Below are 25,046 nucleotides of genomic sequence, written 5' to 3' on the forward strand. Positions count from 1 at the left end.
CGGCATGCTCGCACCATGACGACGGACACCCCGGCCCGGCTTCTCCAACTCCTCTCCCTCCTCCAGACTCCCCGCGAATGGCCCGGCGGCGAGCTCGCCGACCGGCTGGGCGTGTCGCGGCGCACGGTACGGCGGGACATCGACCGGCTGCGCGAGCTCGGCTATCCCGTGCAGGCGACCCTGGGCGCCGAGGGCGGCTACCGCCTGGTCGCGGGCAAGGCGATGCCGCCGCTCGTGCTCGACGACGAGGAGGCCGTGGCGATCGCAGTCGGGCTGCGGGCGGGCGCCGGGCACGCACTGGAGGGCGTGGACGAGGCATCCGTACGGGCCCTCGCCAAGCTGGAACAGGTACTGCCCGCCCGCCTGCGCCACCGCGTCTCCACGCTCCAGGCCGCGACCACGCCGCTGACCAGCGGGGACGGTGCGAGCATCGCCCCCGAGACGCTGACCGTGATGGCGTCCACGGTGGCCGGGCGGGAGCGGTTGCGGTTCGCCTACCGCGCCGGGGACGGCACCGCATCGCGGCGCCTGACGGAGCCGTACCGGCTCGTCTCGACCGGCCGCCGCTGGTACCTCGTCGCCTACGACCTCGACCGCGCCGACTGGCGCACCTTCCGCGTCGACCGGGTGAGCGACCCCTTCGCGACCGGCACACGGTTCACTCCGCGCGAGCTGCCGACCGGAAGCGCGGCCGAGTACCTGCGCCGCTCGATGCAGCGGCACCAGGAGTCGTACGACTTCGAGGTCACTTTCGGCGCCCCCGCGGAGGCCGTCGCGACCCGTGTTCCATCCTGGCTGGGGGTACCGGAAGCGATCGACGAGGGTTCGTGCCGCCTGCGCGGCCGAACGGCGGATGCGGCGGACTGGCTGGCGGTACGCCTGGCCCTGCTGGGCTACGAGTTCACGGTACGAGAGCCAACCGAACTGGTGCGGAGCGTACGGGAGTTGGGCGGACGGCTCGTACGGGCCGGGGGTGATTGACGTGCCCGAAAGGGTCGCGGGGCCGTGTCGGTCTGCGGCTCCCGCAACCGCCCACTCGCCCACCATGGGTGGGTTAGCGAAACGTGACGACCATATGGCAGAGTGTCACGTGCATGCCCGGCGCCCAGGTGGCCTCGGGCATCCTCGCCAATCGGGTCGCACGGCCCGTTTGACGCACATGACGGCGGGCCACCCCAGTGTTCAGGTCTGGGGTGGCCCGCCGTCATGTGCGTCCCAGCGAGATCCGTGCACACCCCGAAAGAGAACCGGGCCCCGGCGCCCGGGGGGAGGGGCGCCGAAGCCCGGCTCGGGGAGAGTCCCGCCGCCGGGGGGGGGATGTGCGTCGGGACTTGGTCCAGTGGCTGGCAGTGGCTGGCAGTGGCTGGCAGTGGCTGGCAGTGGCTGCCGATGGTTCCCAGTCGTTCAGGGTGCCGGATGAAGACGAACTCCTGTGCCCTGAAGTCTTGTTTCCCTGCGTTCCGGCCGTTGAAGCGGCGTTAGACCGCCATGTTTGCGCGGTCTTTCGCCACCCGGCGTGCGCGGCCACGGGCCGTCGTACGCCACCCGGCGCTCACCAGGGTGTCGTACGCGCCCCGTGACGGACCCTCAGGCCGCCGCCTCGAAGCCCGTGTCGCGCGCCAGCTTCTTCAGCTCCAGCAGGGCGTGCTTCTCGATCTGCCGGATCCGCTCGCGGGTCAGACCGTGCTCCTTGCCGACCTCCGTCAGAGTGCGCTCGCGGCCGTCGTCGATGCCGTAGCGCATCTTGATGATGGACGCCGTGCGCGGGTCGAGGCGGCCGATGAGGTGGTCGAGTTCCTCGCTGCGGAGCAGGGTGAGGACGGACTGCTCGGGGGAGACCGCGGAGGTGTCCTCCAGCAGGTCGCCGAACTGGGTCTCGCCCTCGTCGTCCACCGCCATGTTCAGCGACACCGGGTCGCGGGCCCAGTCCAGGACGTCGATCACGCGGTCCGGGTTCGAGCCGAGCTCGGCGGCGATCTCCGCGGGCTCCGGGTCGCGGCCGTGCTCACGGTTGAACTCCCGCTGCACACGGCGGATCCGGCCCAGCTCCTCCACCAGGTGGACGGGCAGGCGGATGGTGCGCGACTGGTCCGCTATCGAGCGGGTGATCGCCTGCCGGATCCACCAGGTCGCGTACGTCGAGAACTTGAAGCCCTTGCGATAGTCGAACTTCTCGACCGCGCGCACCAGACCGGCATTGCCCTCCTGGATCAGGTCGAGCAGGGGCAGACCGCTGCGGGGGTAGCGCCGCGCCACGGCCACGACCAGGCGGAGGTTGGAGCGGATGAAGACGTCCTTGGCGCGCTCACTCTCGTCCACGAGGGTCTGAAGCTCCTCACGGGTGGCGTCGGCCTTGGAGTCCTCGAACCCGTCGAGAACCTGTCGCGCGAACACACCCGCCTCGATGGTCTGTGACAGCTCGACCTCCTTGGCGGCGTCGAGCAGCGGTGTGCGCGCGATCTCGTCGAGGTACATGCCGACCAGGTCACGGTCGGCGATCTCGCCGGCGTGGGCGCGAACACTGCTTGCCGCGACGGCCGTCTCGCCGGTGGCGGACTTACGACGGGCGACGGCACGGGTTGCCATGCGTGCTCCCTTGCGATGGTGGGCTGGCGGGTGGTCCTTCAGACGCCGGGCACTCGCCTGCGAGTGCCGCTGAGCACTTTGGTCGGGTGCCCTGCATCCGATGGAAACAACGACTGGAATCCGGACAGAATTCCCAACCCGCCCCTCGATTTTTCTGATCATGCAGTACCCTGTCCGGCCACAGTGGGAGGCCTGATGGTGTCGGAGCGTACAGAGGTGCAGGTCAGACCGGGAGCCGAGGAGGACCTCACCGCTCTCACCGACATCTACAACCACTACGTACGTGAGACGCCCATCACATTCGACACTGCCGCCTTCACTCCGGAAGAGCGCCGCCCTTGGCTGCTCTCCCACCCTGTAGACGGGCCGCACCGGCTGATGGTTGCCACGGATGCGGACACACAGGAAATTCTGGGCTACGCCACATCCAGCCCTTATCGCGCGAAGGCGGCCTACGAGACGTCGGTCGAGGTCACGGTGTACGTGGCCCCGGACGCGGGCCGCCGCGGCATCGGCACGCTCCTGTACAAGGCACTCTTCGAGGCCCTGGCGGACGAGGACCTGCACCGCGCCTACGCGGGCATCGCCCAGCCCAACGAAGCGTCCACGCGGCTGCATGAAAGCTTCGGATTCCGGTACGTCGGCACATACCGGGAAGTGGGCCGGAAGTTCGGGCGCTACTGGGACGTCGCCTGGTACGAGAAGGAGCTGTAGGCCCGCAAGGGTCCTGAGGCCTCAGTCGGACTTCGGGCCCCAGTCGGACTTCGGGCCCCAGTCGGACCTCAGGTCTCAGCCGAACTGCACCGACCGCTTCGCCATCCCCATCCAGAACCCGTCGATCACCGACTTCTGCGCGTCCAGCTCGCCGGTGACCTCCGCCGCGCCCATGGTCACGAACAGCGGGGCGAAGTGCTCGGTACGCGGGTGGGCGTAACGGCCGGCCGGGGCCTTGTGGAGGAAGTCCAGCAGGCCGTCCCAGTCCCGGGCCTCCAGGGCCTTCCTGCCCCAGTCGTCGAACTCCGAGGACCAGCTCGGCACGCCCCCGCCCGTGTGCCGCAGCGCGGCCAGGTTGTGGGTGAAGAAGCCGGAGCCGACGATCAGCACGCCCTCGTCGCGCAGCGGCGCGAGCTTGCGGCCGATCTCCATCAGCCTCACCGGGTCGAGGGTCGGCATCGAGATCTGCAGGACCGGGATGTCGGCGGCGGGGAACATCTCGACGAGCGGGACGTAGGCGCCGTGGTCGAGGCCGCGGTCCGGGATGTCCTGCACGGGTATACCGGGAGCGCGCAGCAGCTTCCGTACGGACTCGGCCAGTTCGGGTGCGCCCGGGGCCTCGTACGTCACCCGGTAGTAGTGCTCGGGGAAGCCCCAGAAGTCGTAGACGAGCGGGACCGTCTGCACCGCGCCCAGCGCCAGCGGGGCCTCCTCCCAGTGGGCGGAGACCATGAGGATGGCCTTGGGGCGCGGCAGGTCGGCGGACCAGGCGGCGAGTTCGCCGGGCCAGATCGGGTCGTCCGCGAGCGGCGGGGCTCCGTGGCTGAGATAGAGGGCGGGCATGCGCTCCTGCGTGGCGGCGGACATGACAGTGGCTCCCAATGCTTCAAATGCTTGAATTCTCAAACTCTCTGTTTCAGAGCATACGCCGCGTTTGTTTAATTTTCAAGGAGAGCTCTCGTACGATGGATACATGAACACGGCACCCACATCCGCTGAAGAAGCGCGCGCGGCAGAGAAGCCCACCGAGGAGACCCGCTGGCTCAGCGACGACGAGCAGCGCGTCTGGCGCTCCTACCTGCACGCCACCACGCTCCTCGAAGACCATCTCGACCGCCAGCTCCAGCGGGACGCGGGCATGCCGCACATCTACTACGGACTGCTGGTCGGGCTCGCCGAGGCCCCGCGCCGGCGGCTGCGGATGACCGAGCTGGCCATGCAGTCGAAGATCACCCGTTCCCGTCTCTCGCACGCGATCGCGCGGCTGGAGAAGAACGGCTGGGTGCGGCGCGAGGACTGCCCCTCCGACAAGCGGGGGCAGTTCGCGGTGCTGACGGACGCGGGCGCCGAGGTGCTCGGGCGGACCGCTCCGGGCCATGTGACAGCCGTTCGGCAGGCCGTGTTCGAACGGCTCACCCCCGAACAGCAGGAGACCCTCGGCGAGATCATGCAGATCGTCGCCGAGGGCCTCCAGCCCGCCGACGCGGGCGCGGACCTGCCCTGGCTCCGCTGAGCCGCTCACTCAGGGAAACCAGGGCAGGCAGGCCCTGTCGGGCCCGGGAGTCGTACGCGGGAGGCGTCCCCTTCCTCCTGCGTACGGATGGTGCCGAAGGGGGTACCGCCGGGCGGCGGTCGCCGTCAGTGGGCGACCACCGGGACGGCCAGCTCGTCCTCGACGCCCTCCGCCGAGCCCGACACCGTGGTCGAGCCGGGACCGCCGGCGGTGACGAGGGTCACGACGATCGCGGAGGCCAGCACCAGCATGCCGACGGCGAACCAGATCGCGTTGGTGTAGCCGTGCACCGCGCCCTGCATCTGGACCAGCTGCGCCTGCGGCTTGGAGGTCGCGGTCGCGATGTGGTCCTTGATGTACGACGTCGTCGCGGACGCGGCGATCGTGTTCAGCAGGGCCGTACCGATCGCGCCGCCCACCTGCTGCGAGGTGTTGACCATCGCGGAGGCCACACCGGCGTCCCGGGGCTCGACGCCCAGGGTGGCCAGGGACATGGCGGGCATGAACGCCGTACCCATGCCGAGGCCGAGCAGCAGCATCGCCGGCAGGATGAGCGAGGCGTACGACGAGCCGATCTCCAGCTGGGTCAGGAACAGCATGCCGCCGGACGCGACCAGGAAGCCGGGGCCCATCAGCAGCCGGGCCGGGACCCGGGTCATCAGCCGGGCGCCGATCTGGGTGGAGCCGACCATCATGCCCGCGATCATCGGCAGGAAGGCGAAACCGGTCTTGATCGGCGAGAAGCCCTTGATGACCTGCAGGTAGTAGGTCAGGAAGAGGAACGTGCCGAACATCGCGATGATCGCGATACCGAGCGAGAGGTAGATACCACCGCGGTTGCGGTCGGTCACCACGCGCAGCGGCAGCAGCGGCGCCTTGACCTTCGCCTCGGTGACCACGAAGGCGATCAGCAGGACGGCCGACGCGACGAACAGGGAGACGGTGGTGGTGTCGCCCCAGCCGTCGGACTCGGCGCGGGTGAAGCCGTAGACCAGCGAGACCAGGCCGAGGGTGGACAGGAGCACGCCCGGGATGTCGAGCGGGTTGCGGTTGCGGCCGCCCTCCGGCTCACGGATGACGAAGTACGCGCCGAGCGCGGCGATCACGGCGAACGGGATGTTCACGAAGAACGTCCAGCGCCAGTCCAGGTACTCGGTGAGCACGCCGCCGAGGATGAAGCCGACGGCGCCACCGCCACCGGCGATCGCACCGTAGATGCCGAACGCCTTGGCGCGCTCCTTGGCGTCCGTGAACATCACGGCGAGCAGGGAGAGCGCGGCGGGCGCGAGCAGCGCGCCGAAGACGCCCTGCAGGGCACGGGCGCCGAACATCATGGCGCCGGTGGTGGCCGCTCCGCCCAGCGCGGAGGCGGCGGCGAAGCCGGTCAGACCGATGACGAAGGCGCGCTTGCGGCCCCACAGGTCGGCGATCCGGCCGCCGAACAGGAGCAGACCGCCGAAGGCGAGGGCGTAGGCCGTGACGACCCACTGCCGGTTGCCGTCCGAGATGCCCAGGTCGGTCTGGGCGGACGGCAGGGCGATGTTCACGATGGTCGCGTCGAGCACGACCATCAGCTGGGCGAGCGCTATGAAGACCAGCGCTTTCCAGCGATTGGCGTCGCCGGTGTTCTCGACGGCGCCTGGAGCCTTTGAGGCTGTTGCAGACATGGGGGTACCCACTTCGGGACTTCGTGACGGAAAAGGTGTCGTGACGGGGACGGCTCGCCTACCGAGACGGCCGGTGAGTTTCGTGAGTGTCGACTCTCCTGGAGTCCTGAACTAATCGGTGCAGGGCCGGCGCAGATCCTCCACGGTCACGGCTGCACCCGGCAGGACGGAGTGGGCCGGGACCCGCAGTCCGTCCAGGAACAGCTGCAGATGGCGGTGTACGAAGCGGTCGTTGACGACGCAGTCGGTGCCGGCCGGGGGCCGGCTGAGCTGCGCCACGACGATCATGAGGTCGCCGACGCCCACGTCCGGGCGGAGCTGTCCGGCCTGCTTGGCGCGGTCCATCAGCTCCTCGACGAACTCCTCGACCCGCTTGCGGGCCGCCTCCAGGTCGGGGTGGTTCTGGTCGAAGGTGGTCTGGATCATCGGGCACAGCGCGCTGATCCGCTCGTCGGCGGCGGTGTGCACAAAGCGCTCCAGTGCCTCGAAGGCGTCCCCGGTCTCGGCGAGCGCGAGCTCGGCCGCCTCCGACGTCCGGTCCATGACGGAGCAGACGACCTCGCGGACGAGTGCGTCGCGGTCGGGGAAGTTGCGGTACACCGTGGCGTTGCCCACGCCGGCCCGGCGGGCGATCTCGTCGAGCGGCACATCGGGGCCGAACTCGGTGAACATCTCCCGGGCGGCGGCGACGATCCGCTCCCGGTTGCGCAGGGCGTCGGCGCGCGGCCGGGTCACCTTGCGCTGCGCGGGCTCGGCGGTCGTCGTGGCGGTCACGGCGTACTCCTCGTTGGTGGTGCTGCTGCGATCCGGGGAAGGACTCCCCGTTTCGCTCGGACACCTGACTAAACGGGGAGACGCTCCCCGCTTATTTCAGGTTGACGGAGAGATTTGATGTGACCTGAGTCACATGTCCGTCTCGTCGAAACCCCACGTTCGGGCTCCTCCAGCGCGCGCCCGCGCATCCCCCGAATCAGGGTGATCGAAAGGGCGCAGTCCGATGCCGCCGGCTGCCATGGACGAAGGACGCGTGCATGCAGCTCTGCCGTCGGATACGTCCGCGCCGCGCGGCCGCCCTCGCGTCCGTGACCGTGCTGACCTTCGCGGTCAGCACCTCGGCAGGCACCGGACATCTGACGGCGCGTTCCGCGACGGCCGGGGCGGGCCCGATCGCACCGGCCCGCACCGCCATGCTCGACCCCTGCATGATCAGAGGGGGTCATGCCATCCAGCTGTCGGAGGGCGTTCCGACCGGCACCGGCTACTCCCGCTCCACGGGCACCGTCCACGCCCTGACCCTGATGGTCGACTTCTCCGACGCACCCGGCCCCGGCAACGCGCTCGACCGCTTCCGCGAGTTCTTCCCGAAGACCCGCCAGTGGTTCCGCACCGCCTCCTACGGCCGCCTGGACTACCGCCCCGAGACCCCGATCCCGCACTGGCTGCGCATGCCGAAGCCGTTCAAGGCGTACGGCATAGAGCGCGGCGCCCCCTTCGACTCCGGCTACCGCGAGCTCGTCCAGGACATCGTGAGCGCCGCCGACCCCAAGGTGAACTTCCAGGAGTACGACTTCCTCAACGTGCTGGTGACGCCCAACGCCGGCCCCTCCGCCCTGGACACGGTCCTGTCGGTGACCTTCGCCGGCAACACGGAGGCACCGGTCGCCGACGGCGTCCCCGTGGCCAACGCCTCCTTCGTCTACTCCCGCCAGGACGACGGCTCCGGCTCCTACGGCAGGACCGGCTACCGGGTGCTGCCGCACGAGAACGGCCATGTCTTCGGCCTCCCCGACCTCTACACCCAGGCGGGCGGCGGCGCGGTCGGGCACTGGGACATCATGAGCGAGGACTGGGGGGCCAACAACGACCTGCTCGGCTGGCACAAGTGGAAGCTCGGCTGGCTGGACCCGTCGCAGGTCAGCTGCGCCGCACGGCACGGCACCACGGAGCAGAGGCTGACGCCGCTGGAACGCGCGGGCGGCCCGAAACTGGTCTTCGTGCCGATCACCAGCCGCACCGGGTACGCCGTGGAGGTACGCACCCACGCGGGCAACGACGAGGCCGTGTGCCGCCCGGGCGTACTGATCTACAAGGTGGACGCGAGCGTGGACACCGGCATGGGACCGGTGAAGGTCTACGACTCCCGGCGCGACAGCGGCGGCTGCACCCGCAGCCCCAACGTCCAGGCGGAACTCTCGGACGCCCCCTTCACCCCCGGCGAGGTCTTCAAGGACCCGAAGCGGGGGATCCGGATCGCGGTGGCGGGCACGGAGGGGTCAGGAAACTCGCGCAGCTACCGGGTGCTGGTGACTCGGCGGTGAGGGGCCCGGAGTGACTGGGCGGGCAGCCAGGGGTGAAGGTGAAGCGGTGACGAGCCTGGAGTGAAGGTGCCTGGTCTCCGCATTACGGTGGGCGTGCCCCGACCGCCGTACCGGAGACCCGATGCCCGCGAAGCCCACGATGGACACCGACGACGCTTCTTCCGTCGTACCGGCCGAGGCGGTCGCGCCACTCATCCGTGGGGTCGCCGTGCTGCGAGGGCTGACCGAGGCCGGCGGTTCGCTGAGCCCGAGCGCCCTGGAACGGACCACGGGCCTCGCCCGCTCCACGGTCGACCGGATCACCGCCACCCTCGCGCGCATGGGGTACGTCCGCCTCGACGGCCGTGACGTGATCCTGGCCCCCCGCCTGATGGAACTGGGCAACGCCTACCTCGCCGCCCTGCACCTGCCCGCCCTGCTGGACGCACGCGCCGACGCACTCGCCGACGAACTGGACGAATCCGTGTCCCTGGCGGTCGCCGACCGCGACGGCATCCGCTTCATCCATCAGGCCACCCGCCGCCGCGCGATGTCCCTGAGCTTCCGCATCGGCGACCTGCTGCCGGCCGAACGCACCGCGCCGGGTGCCCTGTTCGCGAGGGAGTGGACAAAGAACGACTGGCGGGAATGGCGGCAGCGCAGGGCGGCGGACCGGGAAGATGCGCTCTTCCCTGCGGTACCCCCAGTCCAACACCCCACCCCGGACGAGGACTTCGAGCAGCGGGTGGCCGAATCGACCGCGGCCGGCTGGGCGTTGGACGACCAGCTGATCGAACCGGGCCTGGTGGCGGTGTCCGTCCCCGTACGGGACCCGCACACCGGCCGAATCGTCTGCGCGGCGAACGTGGTGAGCCACACCAGCCGCCACACCGCGACGGACCTGCGCGACACCCTGCTCCCCCGGCTGCGGGTGGCGGTACGAACGATGGAGGGCGACCTGCGCGAGCAACCGCCCGCCGCGCCGTCCGCCGCCCCCTCGGGCCTCGCGACCTGGACCGGCGCGTCGAAGCAGGAACTGGGCAGGGAGTTCGTCGAGTCCCTGGCACGCGGCCTGACGGTCCTGACGGCCTTCGGCGAGGGCCGCGCCGCCCTGACCCTGACAGAGGTGGCGAAGGCGACGGGCCTGGCCCGCGCGACGGCCCGCCGAGCCCTGATCACCTACGAACACCTCGGCCTGGTCCACGCACAGGACCGCACCTTCACCCTGACCCCCCGCGTCCTGTCCCTCGGCTTCCCGCCCCTCTCCCGCACGTCCCTCCCGGAGATCGCGGCCCCGCACATGGCCGAACTGGCCCAGCGGGTCCAAGAGTCGACGTCCCTGGCCGTACTGTCGGGCGAGGACATCCAGTACACGGCCCGGGTCGCCACGAGCCGCATCATGAGCGTGAACATCACGGTGGGGACGCGGCTCCCGGCATACGCGACCTCGATGGGCCGCGTGCTGCTGTCGGACCTCCCCCCGGCGGAGCGCCCCCTCCCCCACCCCCTCCTGCCCCTCACCCCCCATACGCTGACCGACCCGGAGGCCCTCACCCGCCTCCTCGCCGAGGTCCGGTCCCAGGGTCATGCCCTGGTCGACGAGGAACTGGAGGAGGGCCTGCGCTCCCTCGCGGTCCCGGTCCGCGACCGCACGGGCCGAGCGGTCGCCGCCCTGAACGTCGCCATGCACGCGGCCCGCCACACGCCCGAGGAGTGCGAACGGGACATCCTGCCCCACCTCCGCACCACGGCGACCCGCATCGAGCAGGACCTCCACGTGGCAGGCCGCTTCACCCGAGTACCGACGACCTGACCCCACACCCCGCCCGAACAGATCCGGTACGCCCACGCCTGTGGCCTTCACGGCCACGACCCCGCCTTCGTCGCCTTCGTCGCCTTCGTGGGGCTTGCAGAAAAGTCCATCGCCCCAGGTCAGCGAATGGCCAGGAGACCGCTCGGAACGTGACCCGTAGAGACGTGAAGCCGGGCACGTTCTTGTCGGCTCGAACGCGTCCTCGCACACTCAATGCTTCACCCGGAAGACCGTGAACGATGGTGTCGTACGTGGGTCCAGACTGGCAGTCAAGCCACGACCCCTTCCCGTGACAAGGGGTCTGCTACAGGTTTGGGTGACAGGTTGACCCTGCCCACCTCTCAGGTTCCAGTTTGACCTGCCCCACCTCTCAGGTTCCAGTTCTGCTGGCTGACTGACGGCCTTCACGAAAGGCTGCCGGACATGCCCCGCGCCTACCCCGCTGAGTTCCGCGCCCGCGCCATCGCGTTGGTGCGGGCAGGAAAAGAACAGAAGCAGACCGCCGTTGACCTCGGCATCCATCCGGCCGTACCGAGTCCCCGACTCTTTGCGAACTGGGTACGGTCGCCGTCATCGCGCACGGGCCGCGAAGTGCCCCGCGATGCGGCGGAGCCGGGGCAGCCACAACGAGGTCTGCCTCCTAAGAACACCCGCGATGACTCCGATTGCTGGCGTCACGGTGACACAGGCGCTCACGTGCCCTGCCTCCGATCCTGCGGATTCCACCACGCGTCTTGTTGAGTGTTCTTGAAATTTCCGCGACCAGTTGCCTGGATTCTCCGAACTGCTCGAAGATGCCGGAGGCAGACGGGTCCCATGCTCCTTCCAATGTACGTTGGCCCCCAATCGCCTCGCATGTGGTGACGAGTCCCGCCATCAGGCGATGAAATTCGGCCACATCCTCTTTCGTGAAATCGGCTTCAGTAAGCGCTATGGGCCGACTCGGCGTGCCAAGGATCGTTTTCAGCCAACTAACGATCGTTGAAATATTCCGACCCCACACCACCGCGTTGGACGGAGGAGCACTTATCGATCAGGAACTCGTGGGTTCTCGTCCAGGACGTAGCGGGCGTGTGGGGCGCCGACGGCGACAGATGCCGCGCGCCCCCCACCAGATCACGCACACCCACCCAACGACCCAGAACCCAAGCCGTTTCTGATCAATAACGAGCCGGTTCCGCTGACCGGATACCGCTATGCGTCATGGCCAAAAATCAACGATCGCTGCTTGCGGCGAAACGATCGTTGTACGCACCAGGCTGGCGGCGTAGTGTTCGAACGGCAATCATTGCCGACCCTCCAGGAGCAATCGGTGGGGCTACCCCCTCCTGCGACCCGCCAGCCTGCAGACGCGATTGTGCACACACCCAAGGGGTCCGCCAACACCCGCTTGGATCGGCTCAAGAACACGGTGAGCGATCCGGTTCGGGTCGCTGTACACCTCGATCATGACCGCCGCAGGAACTCTCGTTCCGTTTGCCCTCAAGGAAGCACCTGTGAGTGAGCCCTACCCACCGCTTGCGGAGACAGTGGCCCGTATTGCGGATTTGTGCCGCGCATCAGGCAAATCCCTCGATAAGGAGCTCGGCGTTGCACGCCTGTCCCGTGCGGCCGGCGTGATCGAGTCGGACGTGGAGACCCTGCTTGCAGGCGGCACCCCACCCGAACCAGACACGGACGTCATGGTCCGGGACCGTGTGCGCTTCCTGTACAGGACGCACACGAACGCCGACGGCAAGCCCAGAGACATCCACGACATCGCCGCCGCCATCCGGCAAACCACCACCTGGACCAGGAAGCTGGTCAGCGGGGAGGCGAAGCCGAACCTCGTCGTCGGGCATGCTCTGTGCAAGTACTACGGCGTCGCACTCGGCTTCCTCACTGATCCGCCGGCCGACGCCCTCAAGCGAGAGCTCCAAATCAGCCGATTCAACCTGGAAGTTGAGGTCGATCCGGAGCAAGCGCTCAGAGAGCTTGGCGTGATGCATATGACGAGCCGGAATCCGAACGGGTTCGAACGCTCACAGCTTGCAGCCATCGCCAAGATGGTCACGTCCATCACCAGCGATCTGGACATGGTCAAGCTCCAGTTGAATCGCCTGGGCACCCCGGAGGACGGGCGATGAGGGGGCCCATCGTCAAGGAACAGCGCAGGTTGATGGCTGAGCTCAGCGGCGCCGTCTCCAAAGCGGTCGACCTCCCGGCGGAGCCTCGGGCCGTCTTCAGCGCCCTGTGCAAGGCCATGAGCGACCGCAGGGGAGGCCGGCCGGTCACGCTGTCCATACGTCCCTTCCCCGAGACCATCGCCAGCACCACCGGGCTGTGGCTGGAACTTCCGGAGCAGGACGTAATCGTGATCGAGGAGAGCCTGGCGCCGGACCATCAACTCGTCGTCGTCGGTCACGAGTTGTGGCACATGCACGCCGGGCACCGCGGACACGACCTCGGCGGTGCGGCCGTAGCGGCACGGGCGGCGCTGAGAGGTGAGGTCGACTGGCCTGAGCTGGTCCGCCACGTAGCTGCACGATCCCACTCGGACACACACGACGAAGTGACGGCTGAGTCGTTCGGTCTCCTCCTCGGCAGCCGCCTGAACACCTGGCTGGCCCTCCCCGGCACCACCCGCACACTCGACGACATCGCACGCCGCATCAACGCGTCACTCGGCTATAACAGCAGGTGGGGTTGAGTTGTGGAACACACTCGATCGTTCCTGTCCATCGCCGTGGTGCTGGCGATCGGCTTAGGCATCAAGATGCCGTCCGTTCTGCGAGGCGGACGCAACCCCATGACCCGGCAAGTCGCCGGCCTGCTGCTGCTCGGGGGCTGCGTCTTCACCTTCGCAGCGCCGTCGAACATCGCCGCAGTGAACGACTTGACCGGCATCACGAACTTCTCGGCGCCCTGGGTCTACAGCCTGCTCACCGGGTTCTGTGCCTCTTGCCTGCTGCTGATCGTGAAGTGGCGTGGTGGGCCCCCCGATGGCATCCGGCGCACGACCCGCTGGGTGTACGGCTGCTACGGCACCCTCGTCATCGCCCTGTGGATCTGCTTCGCTCTCGGCGACCACCACGTCGAGCGATTGCAGGACCTGGACACCTACTACGCCAACACCCCGTGGACGCGCGAGATGATCGTGCTCTACCTCATCGGGCACACCGTAGCCGTACTGATCACCTCGGCTCTGCTGTGGACCTGGGAACCCCGCGTCCGCGGTACGGGCTGGCTGCACGCCGGCGTCATCCTGCTCGGTGTCGGCTACGCCGCGAATCTCGCGTTCGACCTCGCCAAGTTCGTGCCCGTCATCGCCCGATGGAACGGCAACAGCAATCTCGACTGGATGAGCACCCAACTTGCGCCCCCCATCGCCAGCCTGGTCGGCCTGCTGATCGCCCTGGGGTTCATCGTTCCCCACGCCGGTGAGCGGATGTCGCAGCGGCAGTCCGCCCGCCGCGAGTACCGGGCCCTCGGCGCCCTGGAGCGTGTCCTGCACGAGGTTCCCACCGCTTCGGCCCCCGTAGCGTTCGGGCGGTCCGCCCCCCTCGCGCTGCGCCTGACCCACCGCAAGACGTTCATCCGTGACGCCCTGCGCCACCTCCAGCCCCACCTCGACTTCACCCGGCGCGACCAGATCATGGAGTCCTACCTCGACCACGGGAAATCGCCCGCCGAGGCTAAAGCCCTCGCCGATGCCACAGTTGTCAAGGACGCCGTCGCGAGGGTGCACCACCACAGCAACGGCACGGCTGAGCAGACATCGAGGTCGGCGGCCGGTGGCCTCGGCGACCTCGTCTCCATCTCCCGCGCCGTGCGTAACCTTCCCGGCGCGGATACCGTCCGCGGGACCGCTGCCCACCCAGAAAGCGTGATCTCATGACCGCGGGCTCCACGCCAACCCCCGCCAGACCGCCCCGACGCGCCCTCGTCATCGGCGGCGGCCTCACCGGCATGCTCGCTGCGCAGGCCCTGTCGACCGTGGCAGAGGTCGTTGTGATCGAACGTGACATGCTGCCGGAACGGCCCGAACCCCGCACCGGCTTGCCGCAGGGCCACCACACCCATCTGTTGTGGTCCGGTGGCGCCGAAGCCATTGAAAGCCTATTGGCGGGCACGGCCAGGCAACTCGAGATGGCGGGCGCCCGCCGGATCCCGCTGACGACCGGGATGGTCGCCTACAGCGCACAGGGTTGGTTCCGGCGCTGGCCCGAGAGCCATTACGTCATCACCTGCAGCCGCGACCTCCTCGACTGGGTGATCCGCAGCCAGGTACTGAAGAACGAGCACATCGAGGTGAAGGAGGGCGCCGACGTCACGGGGCTGACCGGAAGCGCGGCCGCGGTGACCGGCGTCACCATCCGTACCGACGACGGCGAGGAGAGCACCCTCCACGCCGATCTGGTCATCGACGCGAGCGGCAGAGGATCGCGCGCCCCCCACTGGTTGGACGCGCTCGGCGCGCCGCCCGTCGCCACCCGCGAGGTGGACTCCGGGCTGGTGTACGCGAGCCGTGTATACCAGGCCCCGGCTGGACTGCCCGACACCTGGCCCATCATCAACGTACAGGCCGATCCTCGCGCTGACGGCCCCGGCCAGGCCGGGGTCATCATGCCCATCGAGCACGGACGTTGGCTCGTCACCCTCTCCGGCACCCGCGGCGGCCAACCCACCGACGACCTCGAGGACTTCCAGCGCTTCGCCCTCGGCCTGCGCCATCCGATCGTCGGCGAACTGCTCGGCAAAGCGGCACCGCTCGGGCCTGTCCGCGTCACGCGCATGACGGCGAATCGTCGCCGCTACTACGAGAGGACTCCGATGCCGGCCGGCTTCGTTGTTCTCGGGGACGCCTTGGCCTCGTACAACCCGACTTACGGGCACGGCATGTCGGTGGCGGCACAAAGCGCCGTAGCGCTGCGTGAAACCATCCGCCTGAAACGCGGCTGGGGCGCCCCCGACCTCGCGGCCTGCATGCAGCGGGCCGCTGCACGGCGCGTCAACACCGCTTGGACCTTCGCCACCGGCGCAGACGTCTTCTACGACGGCGCCACCGAGACCGGCCCATCCCGCAGCGAGCGAGTAGCCGCCCGCTTCGTGGATCGCCTCACCTACACCGCCACGGGCACCGGTCGCGTGGCACGCGCCCTCACCGATGTGATGACGCTGCAGACCGGCCCCGCGACACTGGCTCGTTCCAGCATTCTCATCGCGACCCTGCGCGGCCCGCTGAAGTCCGAGCTGACTCAGCCGCCGCTGACGGTCGAGGAACGGCAAGCCGTCGACTACGCCTAACCAAGATCATCCTCGCCCAAGGCACCCAGGGGGTCCCGCACAAGTCTCCGGCGACACACCAGGAACGTCCTGAACCTCCCGACGACCTGCCGCGCCTCGGACCCTCACCGAGAACCGCCCACCGGCCCCGGCCAGCCGCTGGACGGGCTGCCCGGTGACGTGGTCCTCGGAGAAGAGGACATGATGATCGAGGGGAAACTACGCCGACGGCGAGGACGGTGTTGGGAACGACTACCGTCCCAGACGGAATCAGCTCACGGCCCGTCCGCGCCTGTGCTGGTGCTGTCACGACAGGACGAGCAGGTCAGAGACCCTCACGCTGGTTACCCCACCCGCCTGCTCCCTCTACCAACGACGATCGCTGGCGCACATCCGCTACTCTGTCCTTGGTCGGCCGCCGGTTCGCTGCGCTGTCTGCTCGTGGGACACTGTGGAGGGCGTCGCACCACGTCTGACCTGTGGGCTTGTGCTCCTTGTCGAAGATCCAGCACCTGGATTTTCTACAAGGTTTCCTACAAGCCCCCGCCTTCGTAGCTCAGGGGATAGAGCACCGCTCTCCTAAAGCGGGTGTCGCAGGTTCGAATCCTGCCGGGGGCACAGTGTCTGACCAGCGCGTTTACCTCTCTGAGGTAGGCGCGCTGTTCGTCGTAGCCGCGGCACTAGCCGTCAGTAGGTTCCACGTCATGGCAAACACCAAGGTCGAGACCACTCAACGAGGCCGCATCCGACGCAATGGATCCGGCTACCAAGCGAGCGTCTACGTCGGGCGCGATCCGCTCACAAAGAAGAAGATCTACCTCTACGAGCAGGCCGCGACGCTCCCCGAAGCAGAGAAGGCCCACACGAGACCGCTCATCTACGGAGTGGGCCATGGCTACTCGGCTTCAGCAAGCCCGTCCAGCAGGGTGCGGATGGTTTCGGCATCGGCCCCTGGTGGGATCGGGGCGGTGTATTCCGGGTTCACCTCGACCATGGCAACGGCGTCGGCGCCAGCCGGGAGCAGGCCCAGGAACCAGACGATGGTGTCGGCCCAGAACTCCGGGTCCCCATCGCTGAGGATCAGGTTGCTGCGGTCGTAGTAGCTGGCGGTACGGGTCATGCCCTCCAGCTCCAGCTGAAAGTCGAGGTAGTCCTCGTCGGAGACCGGGGCGTGATGCGCGAAGATCTCGGCCTGCGGCCAGCGCTCCCCCAGCCGGGCCGCGAACTGATCCAGCGTCAGCGGCCACGTCCGGGGCTTGGGGGCGGCGACGAAGATGGTGGTCATCATCGGGGCTTCTCCTCCAGTTCCCGCTACGGGACGTAGCGGACGTTGTTCGTGACATGGTGCGAGGCGCACAAGTACTGCCAGTACCCGGTAGTCGACTGGTCGTTCGTGTCGATCTCCGAACGCGGTGAACGCGCCATGGCCGACGCCGTCCTGCACACGCTCACGACATGGGGGGCCGAAGGCCGAGAACGCGGCGCGGCGCGACTCCCGTCACGGATGCCGTGAGGCAAGGATGACGGGTCATGACGATCGTGTTCCAGGTCCCTGCCGGCGGTGCGGAGCGGGTGGGGTTCGCCTACTCGCCGACGATGGAAGCCGTGCTCAGTCTCCATGTGCTGGTGGAGCCCAAGCACCACCCCGTCCAGCACGGCTGGGTGCGTGCGATGCGCAAGCTGTCCCCGGCGCTGAAGAGGGAGATCGAGGCGTTCTCCTACGCGGTGCGCTCGTACTTCCCCGAGTTCCTCTTTCCGCAGCCGACCGGCGGACTGACGGAGTTCGAAGACGAACTGGCCGGCCTGCGCGGGGCTGATCCGGAGCTGGTCCGCCTGGAGTTCGCCGTCCCCCTGCTCACGCCCTGGCCGGGCAGCGGCGAGGGCAGGGATCCGCACGTGCTGGACGAACCGGAGATACGCCGCCTGTTGCGGGAGCGAGTCGCACGGGAAAGCGACGAACCGATGGCCGCGATGCTCCTCGACGACCCCCGCGCGCTGCTCGAACGGTTCCTGAGCATGCTGGAACGCTACTGGCGGGAGGCGTTCGAGGAGGAATGGGCACGGCTCGAACCCGAACTCGCCGCCGGCATCAGCGAGGCCGGACACCAGATCGAGCAGCGCGGCCTGTACGGGATGCTCCGCGGCCTGTGGCCGGAGGTGCGCAGCGATCCGCAGGCCGAACGCTTCTGGCTGGAGCGGCCGCACGACCACGAGGTCGCCATCGGCCCGGACGACACACTCGTACTCGCCCCCAGCGCCTATGTGTGGCCGCACGTACGCGTCAACTGCGACGGTCCGTGGCCCCTCGGGCTCGTCTTCCCGGTCTCCTCGATCGTCCGGGAAGCCCGCCCGAGGATTCCGCCGACCAGGCTCGTCGGCACGCTCCGCGCGCTCGCCGACGACACCCGACTGCGCGCCCTGCGGCTGCTCGCCGAACGCCCGCGCAGCACGCAGGAGTTGGCCCCGCTCGTGGGCGTCAGCGAGGCCGCCCTGTCCAAGCACCTGCGCGTCTTGGCGGACGCGGGCCTGCTGGAGCGCCGCCGCGAGGGCTATTACGTCCTGTACCGGCTTGCGCCCGGACAGGTGGCGGGCCTTACCCCGAGCCTGGAAAGCTTCCTGCACGGCGAGGGCGAGGCGACTGATTAGCCATCTGCCTAATGAGTGGATCAGACCTCCGACGGGACCCGACAGTGGCCGCATGTCACTGCTGAAGGATCGCAACTTCCTGCTTCTCTTCGCCGGCCAGGGCATCTCACGCTTCGGCGACGGCCTGTACACCGCCGCGACCGCCTGGCTGGCCTGGTCACTGACGAAGGACCCCACGGCCGTCGCCGTGGTGAGCGTCTCCGCGTTCGCGCCCGCGTTCGTGGCCACCTTCGTCGTCGCCTCGTACGCCGACCGCCGCGACCGCCGGAAGCTGATGATCGCCACCGACCTGGCCCGGGTCGCCGTGGTGGCCGTGGCTTCGGTCCTGCTCTTCCTCGGCCTGCTGAACCTGCCCCTGCTCGTGGCGACCACGGCGCTGCTGGCGCTGATCGGCGCCCCGTTCGCACCGGCCCGCAACGCCATCGTCACGCAGATCGTGCCGGACGACCGCCTCCAGCAGGCCAACGGACTGCTGCAAGTCGCCTTCCGGGCCGCCTTCTTCGTCGGCCCGCTCGTGCTCGCGCCGCTGCTGGCCTTCGGCTCGCTGCAGTCGGCGCTGGTGGTGAACGGACTCACCTTCCTGGGCTCGGCGGCCGCCGTCGCCGCCATCCGCGTGACCCGCCCCGCTCCTACCAGCGGTCAGACGGGGCTGTGGGCCGATCTCAGCGCCGGGCTCAGGGCAGTGCGGGCCGCTCCCGACGTACTCGTGGTCATAGTGACCTTCGTGCTCGCCCTCGCCCTGACCAACGGTTTCCTGACCGTCGGGCTTGTCGCGGTCGTGGGACAAGGCGGCCAGTACGGCCTGCTGCTCGGCGTCGCCGGGGTCGCCGAAGTGGTGGGCGCCCTGCTCCTGGCCGGCCTGCGCATCCGCAGACTCGCACCGGCCGCGGTGCTGGCGTGGGCCCTGCTCGGGATCTTCCGGGCTCCACTGGGAACGGTCACCTCCCCTGCTGTGGCGACGGTTCTCCTGACCGCCACGGGGCTGGCCTCGGCCCTCACGGACATTCCCTTGATCGCACTGGTGCAGCAGCGCATACCGAGCCATCATCTGGCGAAGGCGCTCGGCCTGTGGGAGGCCGGGGTGGCAGGAGCCCTGGCGATCTCCCCCTTTGTGGCCTCGACCGCCATCACCCTCGCCGGAGTCGAGAACGCCTTCCTGCTCTCGGGAGCCGCCGTTGTCGTCCTGGCCGCGACCGCCACGCTCACCCTCGCATGCGTCGGCGCACGGCAGCCCGGTCAGGAGCCCTTCGTCACGGCCGACGGCACGGCAAGCGTCGCGGCGCCGGAAAAGGGTCCGAGGAGCAGTGCGCCGGCATCGAGATCGTGGACGGGATGGTCGTCGTGAGTCCGAGTGCCTCCAAGCGCCACAGCCGGCCGGCCCGGATGCTGGCGAACGCCCTGGATGCCGCCGCAGGCCCGGAGCGGAACGCCGACACGGACTTCGACGTCCGTCTTCAGGACGTCCCGCTCACCAATCGCCGCCCTGACGTCGTCGTGTACCGCGCGGACACGATCGACATCACCCCCACCCGCCCCGAGCACGTGCTGCTGGTCGCGGAGGTGGTGTCGCCGGGCTCGGAGACCACCGACCGGATCGTGAAGGTCGACCAGTACGCCAAGGCAGGCATCGGCTTCTACTGGAGGATCGAGCAGGCCGCGACAGGTGTTCCTCTCGTGTACACCTACGTTCTCGACCCCGCGACGAAGACCTACCGGGACGGAGACGTGTTCACCGGCGTCCTCAAGGCAGCGGCCCCCTTCCCGGTGGAGATCGACCTCGGCCAGATCTGACCCACGCGCTGATCAGCAGCTGGCGGCGCGTGTGCGATGCGTGAGCGGACGGTCCGGCACGGGGCGGCATGAGCCGGATCAAGTGGCTCGCCCCGCGTTCCTGACCAGGGGAAACAACATCGCGCGGCAGCGCCGGGCACCATCCGGCAAGGATCCAATCCCACTCCTAAAGCGGGTGTCGCAGGTTCGAATCCTGCCGGGGGCACAACAAAGTGTCAGGTAATTGGACATAACAACCGCCCATGGATGCCACAGAGGGGCGTTTTTGTCCCAAATGGGAACCTGATGGGAACGGCGCGATGAGTAACATCAGGTAGCTTTACGTCGATTGCGCCGTGGAGTTTCGCGCGGTTTCGCCGTGACTTGCATGGCATTTCCGCCCTGGCCAGACCGCTTCGGCGATGGTGGGCGCCGACGGAAACACCTGGCCGTGTATACGAGAGAACCCTCCTGGGAAAGCGGCGCACACCGCTTCGATCGCCATGGTGCGACTCGCCCGGCGTCGCGCACTTCAGGCCCGTACCCCATGTGCACGAGGTGCCCACCGACGCACATCACTCACGTAGTAACATGTACTACATGGAGACCACGGCCCGTGAGTTCAATCAGAAGTCCTCCCAGATCCTCGCCGCAGCAGCCCGCGGCGAGACCGTCACCGTCACCAAGAACGGCACCCCCGTCGCACGGGTCATCCCGATAAACGACACCGAGGTGCCCCCGTACCCGACCGACGCCATGGGCGACCTCGACCTCCCCGACCTCGGCCTGCCCGACCTCACCGACGACGAGATCGAGGACACCCTCAAGGGGATGGGCGCGTGAGCCTGGTCGCCGTCGCCGACACCAACGGCCTGTACCGCCTGCTCGACCCGAAACTCACCGGCCACCAGGAACACAAGAAGGCCCTGGCAGCAACCAGCCACCTCATCATCTCCCCCATGGTCCTGGCCGAACTGGACTACCTGATCTCAACCCGTGCCGGAGCCCAGAAAGCCCTGATCGCGGCGCGCTTCATCGAACGTAACGTCGCAACCCGACGCTTCGAGGTGCCGTCCGTCAGCACTCACCTGAGCGCGGCGATCGCGGTCGCCGAAGGCTACGCGGACGCCGACGGCGGCAAAGACATCGGCCTCACCGACGCCATGAACGTCGCCCTCGCCGCCGCCTACCGCACCGACGCCCTGCTCACCGCCGACCACCACTTCCGCACGGTCCGACCCCTGACCGGCCACCCGGCATTCCGGCTCCTGCCCGAAGATCTGTAGTCACGGCGGCCTTGCCTGCTCCGGGACTCCCGCTCACCGCTTCGCCAGGCGTCGTCTCGCAAGGGTTCGATCACCCTTGGGTGTCCGGCCTGCAGTAGGACGCCATTTCAGTTGGTGTGATCTTGCGGCAGTCTGGGGCGATGACTGCTGCGCTTGTCGAGCGGATGGCACGGAGGACCTGTGCAAACAGTCACTGGCTCAACTCCCGGGCCGAGCGAGCGAGCCTGTCGCATGATCATGCTCCTGAAGCGGGAGTCGCAGGTTCGAATCCCACCGGGGGCACGAGAAAGTGCCAGTTAATGGGACATAGTGACCCTCCGCGAGTGTCACGGGGGGTCGCTTTTGTCCCAGATGGGAACCTGATGGGAACCTGATGGGAACCTGATGGGAACGGCACGGCGGGTGACTTGAGGTACCTCAACGTCGGCAACGCGATTGGGCCGCCATCGGCGACGCGCTCGGGCACCCCGTGCGGCAGATCCGAGCACACACCCGACCCACGTCAGGTGGCAGTGCCGTGGCGAGCGGCGTGCAGGCGTATCACACAGAGGCTGTGTCGCTATTGGAGCTCGTCGGCGGTGAAGTAGCCGCTGTTGATCAGAAGTTTGTAGTTGGTCTTGTCGATGCCGGTCGGCTGCAGCAAGCGGGCGGGCACGTCCTTGACGCCGTTGTTGTAATCGCCTCTGTTGTCCACCCACGGCACCCGGCCAGTGAGTATGTCGTCGACCATGTCTGCGGCGGCTTGGGCCAGGTCGCGGACGTCCTTGAAGACGGTCTGGGACTGCTGACCCGCGATGATCGACTTCACCGAGGGCAGCTCGGCGTCCTGACCCGTGATGACCGGGAAGGGCTTGCCCACGGAGCCGTAGCCGTCCTGCTTCAGCGCGGACAGGACGCCCCTGGAGATGCCGTCGTACGGCGACAGGACCGCGTCGACCTTCTTGCTGCCGTACCACTTGGCGAGGAGGCCGCTCATGCGCTTTTGCGCGGTTGGCCCGTCCCAGCGCAGAGTGGTGATCTTGCTGAGTTCGGTCTGGCCGGACGGGACGACCAACTGCGCGCTGTCCAGGAACGGCTGCAGGAGCGTCATCGAACCTTTGAAGAAGTATTTGGTGTTGTTGTCGTCGGGGGAGCCGGCGAACAGCTCGATGTTGAACGGGCCCCTACCGTCCTCCAGGCCGAGCTTCTTGATGATGTAGTGGGCCTGGATCAGGCCGACCATCTCGTTGTCGAAGGAGACGTAGTAGTCGACGTTCTTGGTGCCGAGGATAAGCCGGTCGTAGCAGATCACCGGAATGTGCGCATCGGCGGCCTGTTGAAGCACGCCGTTCAGCGACCTGGCGTCGACGGCCGCGATGATCAGTGCGTCGACGCCCTGCTTGATCAGCTTCTCGATCTGTGAGGCCTGGGCTTGCGGGTCGTCGTCGCCGTAGGCGAGCTTGGTCTTGTACCCGGCGCCCTTCAGGTCTTCGACGAGGCTCTTGCCGTCGGTGAGCCAGCGTTCGGAGGTCCGCGTCGGCATGGCGATGCCGACGGTACCGCGCTCGAACCTGCGCTCGGAGCTGCTCTCGCTGTTCTGGCCACAGGCGGACAGGGCGAGGGCGAGACCGGTGGCTCCGGCGAGGGCGGATCTTCGGTTGAGCATGGTGATCGTCCCTTGTTCTTCTCGTCGTTGAGCGGATGACGGCGTATGAGGCGTCGACGGGGGCGGCGGAGCGGGCGGGCGGCAGGCAGGCGAGTCCCGAGCGAGTCGGACGCGCCGTACCCGCTCCCCGGGGGTCCAGAGGCAGGTCCCGCAGAGGGGGGTGCCGTACGGGTGGATTCCCCGGCGCCCTGGACGGACCGAACTTCAGACAGAGCCGTGGGCCGGGAGGATCAGCTCGGCGCCCTCATGGATCCGCACGCAGCCGCCGAGGTCGTCGGGGGCCAGGAGCACACGTTTCAAGGCGAGTCCACAACCGGCGGGCCTCAAATCAAGTGGTTGAGGCCAGGCTGGCCCGGCACGCTGCTTGAGTCGGCACTCAGGCGCCTCGATGTCCCGCAGATCGCCGATCCCGTCGCCGGCGTGTTTCTGTACGTACGTCAGGCTGCGCCACGGCGTTCCGGCCACGCGCGTGTTGATTCCGGGGATGCACAGGACAATCGCCTTTCGAACGTTCGAAATCTCGTCATATGTTCGGAATGCTGGCGTGACGTTAAGGGCGGGTATGCGGGGTGTCAACGGGGCGAACCGGAACGGTTGCAGAAAGAGGTTGGAGTTCGCTTTCGGTCTCCGATGGAGCCGAGCCGGGCCGCAGCCTCGGCGATCGCCAGATCCGCCTCGGGAAGCAGACTCGTGCAGGTGTCAGCCGTGATGGTGATCGAGGAGTGACTGAGCATCTCCTGGATGTCCTTCAGGTCGGCCCCCGCCGCGTGGGCCGGCGTTGCGGCACCGTGGCGCAGGCCGTGGAGCAGCCGTACCGGCGGGAGACCGATCTCCTCGCACAGCTCGACGAACCAGGGGGCACGGTGGCCGCTCGACGGCGGAGATCCACGAGGCACGGTGTCCGCTGCGGCGTAGTGCACCGCAGCGGGCACTACCCCTTCGTCATCGTGTCCCCCGCGCTGTCACCCGCCCCCTGCGGCCCCCAGACCGGCCAACGCGCCGCCTCACCCTCCGGCTTGTCGCCCAGGATGGTCACCCGGCGGCCGACCCGGCGGGCCATGTAGTCGTTGACCGCGTAGTGCTGGGTGGCGCGGTTGTCCCACATGGCGATGGCGCCCGCCCGCCAGCGGTAACGGCACACCCGCTGTGGACTCTCGGACACTTCGAACAGATAACGCAGCAGCAACTCACTTTCCTCGGGCGCGAGTTGGGTGATGCGGCGGGTGAAGAGCCGGTTGACGTACAGGGACTTGCGGCCCGTCTCGGGGTGGGTGCGGACCACCGGGTGCTCCGCCTCGGCCCGGTACGACGTGCCGGGGTGCTCGAAGACGTGCACGGCCGTCAGCCCCGAGATCAGGTCCCGAAGCGGCTCGGAGACCGCCTCGTAGGCAAGATACTGATTGCTCCACATCGTGTCCCCGCCGACCGGCGGGCATTCCACGATCTGCAGGACCGACGCGATGGGCGGGGAGGCCGAAAACGTGACGTCGGTGTGCCAGACATCGGCTTTGGCGCCCTCCTCCGAATCCAGTACGACGAGTTCCTCGTGCCCGGGGAGTTTCGGCAGGAAGGGGTGGATCTCCAACTCTCCGAACCACCGCCCGAACTCTTTGTGCGCCTCCGGCTCCAGTCCCTCCGCATCAGGGAAGAACAGCACGAGATGTGTCAGGAGCAACTCTCGTACGGCGGTGTGGTCGGCCTCGGTCATCCGGCCGAACGGCACCCCCACCACCTCGGCACCCAGCGCCCCCGACACCGGACGGACCTCGAAACGACTCGTGCCCTTGGACATCACCGCATCACCATTCCCTTTTTCTTTCCCATCGTTCCCTATTACTTCCCGT

The 25,046-nt window shown here is 68.2% G+C and carries 21 protein-coding genes, 1 tRNA gene and 2 pseudogenes; 16 read left to right on the top strand and 8 right to left on the bottom strand.

The annotated features are described in order from the left end of the window. Window positions 1-15: 15 nt before the first annotated feature. The gene (locus tag LJ657_RS18670) at window positions 16-981 is read left to right on the top strand and encodes a helix-turn-helix transcriptional regulator (protein WP_232649751.1); all 966 of its coding nucleotides are present in this window, start codon (window positions 16-18) and stop codon (window positions 979-981) included. A gap of 606 nt (window positions 982-1,587) precedes the next feature. Here LJ657_RS18670 and LJ657_RS18675 read toward each other — a convergent pair. Next, window positions 1,588-2,586 carry a sigma-70 family RNA polymerase sigma factor gene (locus LJ657_RS18675; RefSeq protein ID WP_232649752.1) on the bottom strand — a complete coding sequence of 333 codons (999 nt, stop codon included), beginning with the start codon at window positions 2,584-2,586 and terminating at the stop codon, window positions 1,588-1,590. A gap of 195 nt (window positions 2,587-2,781) precedes the next feature. Here LJ657_RS18675 and LJ657_RS18680 point away from each other — a divergent pair, with 195 nt between their 5' ends. Continuing rightward, entirely contained in the window at window positions 2,782-3,300 is a 519-nt protein-coding gene (locus LJ657_RS18680) for a GNAT family N-acetyltransferase (protein WP_232649753.1), read from the top strand. A 75-nt stretch (window positions 3,301-3,375) separates the two neighbouring features. Here the strand turns inward: LJ657_RS18680 and LJ657_RS18685 are convergent, their stop codons facing one another. Then, window positions 3,376-4,167: a dioxygenase family protein gene (locus tag LJ657_RS18685; protein WP_232649754.1), complete on the bottom strand. Its 792-nt coding sequence runs from the start codon at window positions 4,165-4,167 to the stop codon at window positions 3,376-3,378. Window positions 4,168-4,273: 106 nt separating this feature from the next. On the opposite strand from LJ657_RS18685, the gene LJ657_RS18690 reads away from it, so the two are divergent. Beyond that, a complete protein-coding gene (locus tag LJ657_RS18690) occupies window positions 4,274-4,813 on the top strand; it encodes a MarR family winged helix-turn-helix transcriptional regulator (protein WP_232649755.1) in 540 nt (179 codons plus the stop codon). Window positions 4,814-4,938: 125 nt separating this feature from the next. Here the strand turns inward: LJ657_RS18690 and LJ657_RS18695 are convergent, their stop codons facing one another. Further along, complete coding sequence (locus tag LJ657_RS18695; RefSeq protein ID WP_232649756.1) at window positions 4,939-6,480, bottom strand: MFS transporter; 1,542 nt, start codon at window positions 6,478-6,480, stop codon at window positions 4,939-4,941. A 111-nt stretch (window positions 6,481-6,591) separates the two neighbouring features. Continuing rightward, window positions 6,592-7,254: a TetR/AcrR family transcriptional regulator gene (locus tag LJ657_RS18700; protein WP_232649757.1), complete on the bottom strand. Its 663-nt coding sequence runs from the start codon at window positions 7,252-7,254 to the stop codon at window positions 6,592-6,594. A 257-nt stretch (window positions 7,255-7,511) separates the two neighbouring features. On the opposite strand from LJ657_RS18700, the gene LJ657_RS18705 reads away from it, so the two are divergent. From LJ657_RS18705 to LJ657_RS18735, 8 genes and pseudogenes are all read left to right on the top strand, one after another. Further along, entirely contained in the window at window positions 7,512-8,798 is a 1,287-nt protein-coding gene (locus LJ657_RS18705) for a M6 family metalloprotease domain-containing protein (protein ID WP_232649758.1), read from the top strand. Between the two features lie 121 nt (window positions 8,799-8,919). After that, window positions 8,920-10,590 carry an IclR family transcriptional regulator domain-containing protein gene (locus tag LJ657_RS18710; protein ID WP_232649759.1) on the top strand — a complete coding sequence of 557 codons (1,671 nt, stop codon included), beginning with the start codon at window positions 8,920-8,922 and terminating at the stop codon, window positions 10,588-10,590. 423 nt (window positions 10,591-11,013) lie between these two features. Then, a pseudogene (locus LJ657_RS48960) lies at window positions 11,014-11,178 on the top strand (IS3-like element ISAar24 family transposase); the annotation flags it as partial. Between the two features lie 860 nt (window positions 11,179-12,038). Further along, the gene (locus tag LJ657_RS18715) at window positions 12,039-12,716 is read left to right on the top strand and encodes a hypothetical protein (protein WP_232649760.1); all 678 of its coding nucleotides are present in this window, start codon (window positions 12,039-12,041) and stop codon (window positions 12,714-12,716) included. Between the two features lie 32 nt (window positions 12,717-12,748). Beyond that, entirely contained in the window at window positions 12,749-13,279 is a 531-nt protein-coding gene (locus LJ657_RS18720; protein WP_232649761.1) for a toxin-antitoxin system, toxin component, read from the top strand. Between the two features lie 99 nt (window positions 13,280-13,378). Continuing rightward, a complete protein-coding gene (locus LJ657_RS18725) occupies window positions 13,379-14,467 on the top strand; it encodes a DUF6545 domain-containing protein (protein ID WP_232649762.1) in 1,089 nt (362 codons plus the stop codon). Beyond that, entirely contained in the window at window positions 14,464-15,876 is a 1,413-nt protein-coding gene (locus LJ657_RS18730; protein ID WP_232649763.1) for an FAD-dependent oxidoreductase, read from the top strand. The genes LJ657_RS18725 and LJ657_RS18730 overlap by 4 nt, the downstream gene beginning before the upstream one ends. 524 nt (window positions 15,877-16,400) lie before the next feature. Further along, window positions 16,401-16,473: transfer RNA gene (locus LJ657_RS18735), tRNA-Arg, on the top strand. Window positions 16,474-16,750: 277 nt separating this feature from the next. On the opposite strand, the gene LJ657_RS18740 is transcribed toward LJ657_RS18735, so the two are convergent. Continuing rightward, window positions 16,751-17,143 (bottom strand): hypothetical protein, encoded by a 393-nt coding sequence (locus LJ657_RS18740; protein ID WP_232649764.1) that lies wholly within the window; start codon window positions 17,141-17,143, stop codon window positions 16,751-16,753. 242 nt (window positions 17,144-17,385) lie between these two features. On the opposite strand from LJ657_RS18740, the gene LJ657_RS18745 reads away from it, so the two are divergent. The 5 genes and pseudogenes from LJ657_RS18745 (at window position 17,386) to LJ657_RS18765 (ending at window position 21,557) form a co-directional block, all read left to right on the top strand. Further along, window positions 17,386-18,501, top strand: coding sequence for an ArsR/SmtB family transcription factor (locus LJ657_RS18745; RefSeq protein WP_232649765.1), 1,116 nt, complete (start codon window positions 17,386-17,388; stop codon window positions 18,499-18,501). Between the two features lie 52 nt (window positions 18,502-18,553). Next, a complete protein-coding gene (locus LJ657_RS18750) occupies window positions 18,554-19,846 on the top strand; it encodes an MFS transporter (RefSeq protein WP_232649766.1) in 1,293 nt (430 codons plus the stop codon). Beyond that, window positions 19,795-20,292 (top strand): annotated as a pseudogene (locus LJ657_RS18755) (Uma2 family endonuclease); the annotation flags it as partial. The gene LJ657_RS18750 and the pseudogene LJ657_RS18755, both read left to right, overlap by 52 nt. Window positions 20,293-20,871: 579 nt before the next feature. After that, window positions 20,872-21,114: a type II toxin-antitoxin system Phd/YefM family antitoxin gene (locus tag LJ657_RS18760; protein WP_232649767.1), complete on the top strand. Its 243-nt coding sequence runs from the start codon at window positions 20,872-20,874 to the stop codon at window positions 21,112-21,114. Next, window positions 21,111-21,557: a PIN domain-containing protein gene (locus tag LJ657_RS18765; RefSeq protein ID WP_232649768.1), complete on the top strand. Its 447-nt coding sequence runs from the start codon at window positions 21,111-21,113 to the stop codon at window positions 21,555-21,557. The genes LJ657_RS18760 and LJ657_RS18765 overlap by 4 nt, the downstream gene beginning before the upstream one ends. A 559-nt stretch (window positions 21,558-22,116) precedes the next feature. Here LJ657_RS18765 and chvE read toward each other — a convergent pair. From chvE to LJ657_RS18780, 3 genes are all read right to left on the bottom strand, one after another. Beyond that, window positions 22,117-23,202: a multiple monosaccharide ABC transporter substrate-binding protein gene (gene chvE, locus LJ657_RS18770; protein WP_232649769.1), complete on the bottom strand. Its 1,086-nt coding sequence runs from the start codon at window positions 23,200-23,202 to the stop codon at window positions 22,117-22,119. A gap of 572 nt (window positions 23,203-23,774) precedes the next feature. Next, window positions 23,775-24,134: a tyrosine-type recombinase/integrase gene (locus tag LJ657_RS18775; protein WP_232649770.1), complete on the bottom strand. Its 360-nt coding sequence runs from the start codon at window positions 24,132-24,134 to the stop codon at window positions 23,775-23,777. Next, window positions 24,134-24,994 (bottom strand): TauD/TfdA dioxygenase family protein, encoded by an 861-nt coding sequence (locus LJ657_RS18780; protein WP_232649771.1) that lies wholly within the window; start codon window positions 24,992-24,994, stop codon window positions 24,134-24,136. The genes LJ657_RS18775 and LJ657_RS18780 overlap by 1 nt, the downstream gene beginning before the upstream one ends. Window positions 24,995-25,046 lie beyond the last annotated feature (52 nt).

This window comes from Streptomyces guryensis, assembly GCF_021261325.1.
GTDB lineage: Bacteria > Actinomycetota > Actinomycetes > Streptomycetales > Streptomycetaceae > Streptomyces > Streptomyces guryensis.

Coding starts and splice junctions, on each gene's coding strand:
- LJ657_RS18670 (WP_232649751.1), top strand. CDS start 16: ATGACGACGGACACCCCGGCCCGGCTTCTCCAACTCCTCTCCCTCCTC.
- LJ657_RS18675 (WP_232649752.1), bottom strand. CDS start 2,586: ATGGCAACCCGTGCCGTCGCCCGTCGTAAGTCCGCCACCGGCGAGACG.
- LJ657_RS18680 (WP_232649753.1), top strand. CDS start 2,782: ATGGTGTCGGAGCGTACAGAGGTGCAGGTCAGACCGGGAGCCGAGGAG.
- LJ657_RS18685 (WP_232649754.1), bottom strand. CDS start 4,167: ATGTCCGCCGCCACGCAGGAGCGCATGCCCGCCCTCTATCTCAGCCAC.
- LJ657_RS18690 (WP_232649755.1), top strand. CDS start 4,274: ATGAACACGGCACCCACATCCGCTGAAGAAGCGCGCGCGGCAGAGAAG.
- LJ657_RS18695 (WP_232649756.1), bottom strand. CDS start 6,480: ATGTCTGCAACAGCCTCAAAGGCTCCAGGCGCCGTCGAGAACACCGGC.
- LJ657_RS18705 (WP_232649758.1), top strand. CDS start 7,512: ATGCAGCTCTGCCGTCGGATACGTCCGCGCCGCGCGGCCGCCCTCGCG.
- LJ657_RS18710 (WP_232649759.1), top strand. CDS start 8,920: ATGCCCGCGAAGCCCACGATGGACACCGACGACGCTTCTTCCGTCGTA.
- LJ657_RS18715 (WP_232649760.1), top strand. CDS start 12,039: ATGACCGCCGCAGGAACTCTCGTTCCGTTTGCCCTCAAGGAAGCACCT.
- LJ657_RS18720 (WP_232649761.1), top strand. CDS start 12,749: ATGGCTGAGCTCAGCGGCGCCGTCTCCAAAGCGGTCGACCTCCCGGCG.
- LJ657_RS18725 (WP_232649762.1), top strand. CDS start 13,379: ATGACCCGGCAAGTCGCCGGCCTGCTGCTGCTCGGGGGCTGCGTCTTC.
- LJ657_RS18730 (WP_232649763.1), top strand. CDS start 14,464: ATGACCGCGGGCTCCACGCCAACCCCCGCCAGACCGCCCCGACGCGCC.
- LJ657_RS18740 (WP_232649764.1), bottom strand. CDS start 17,143: ATGATGACCACCATCTTCGTCGCCGCCCCCAAGCCCCGGACGTGGCCG.
- LJ657_RS18745 (WP_232649765.1), top strand. CDS start 17,386: ATGACGATCGTGTTCCAGGTCCCTGCCGGCGGTGCGGAGCGGGTGGGG.
- LJ657_RS18750 (WP_232649766.1), top strand. CDS start 18,554: ATGTCACTGCTGAAGGATCGCAACTTCCTGCTTCTCTTCGCCGGCCAG.
- LJ657_RS18760 (WP_232649767.1), top strand. CDS start 20,872: ATGGAGACCACGGCCCGTGAGTTCAATCAGAAGTCCTCCCAGATCCTC.
- chvE (WP_232649769.1), bottom strand. CDS start 23,202: ATGCTCAACCGAAGATCCGCCCTCGCCGGAGCCACCGGTCTCGCCCTC.
- LJ657_RS18780 (WP_232649771.1), bottom strand. CDS start 24,994: ATGTCCAAGGGCACGAGTCGTTTCGAGGTCCGTCCGGTGTCGGGGGCG.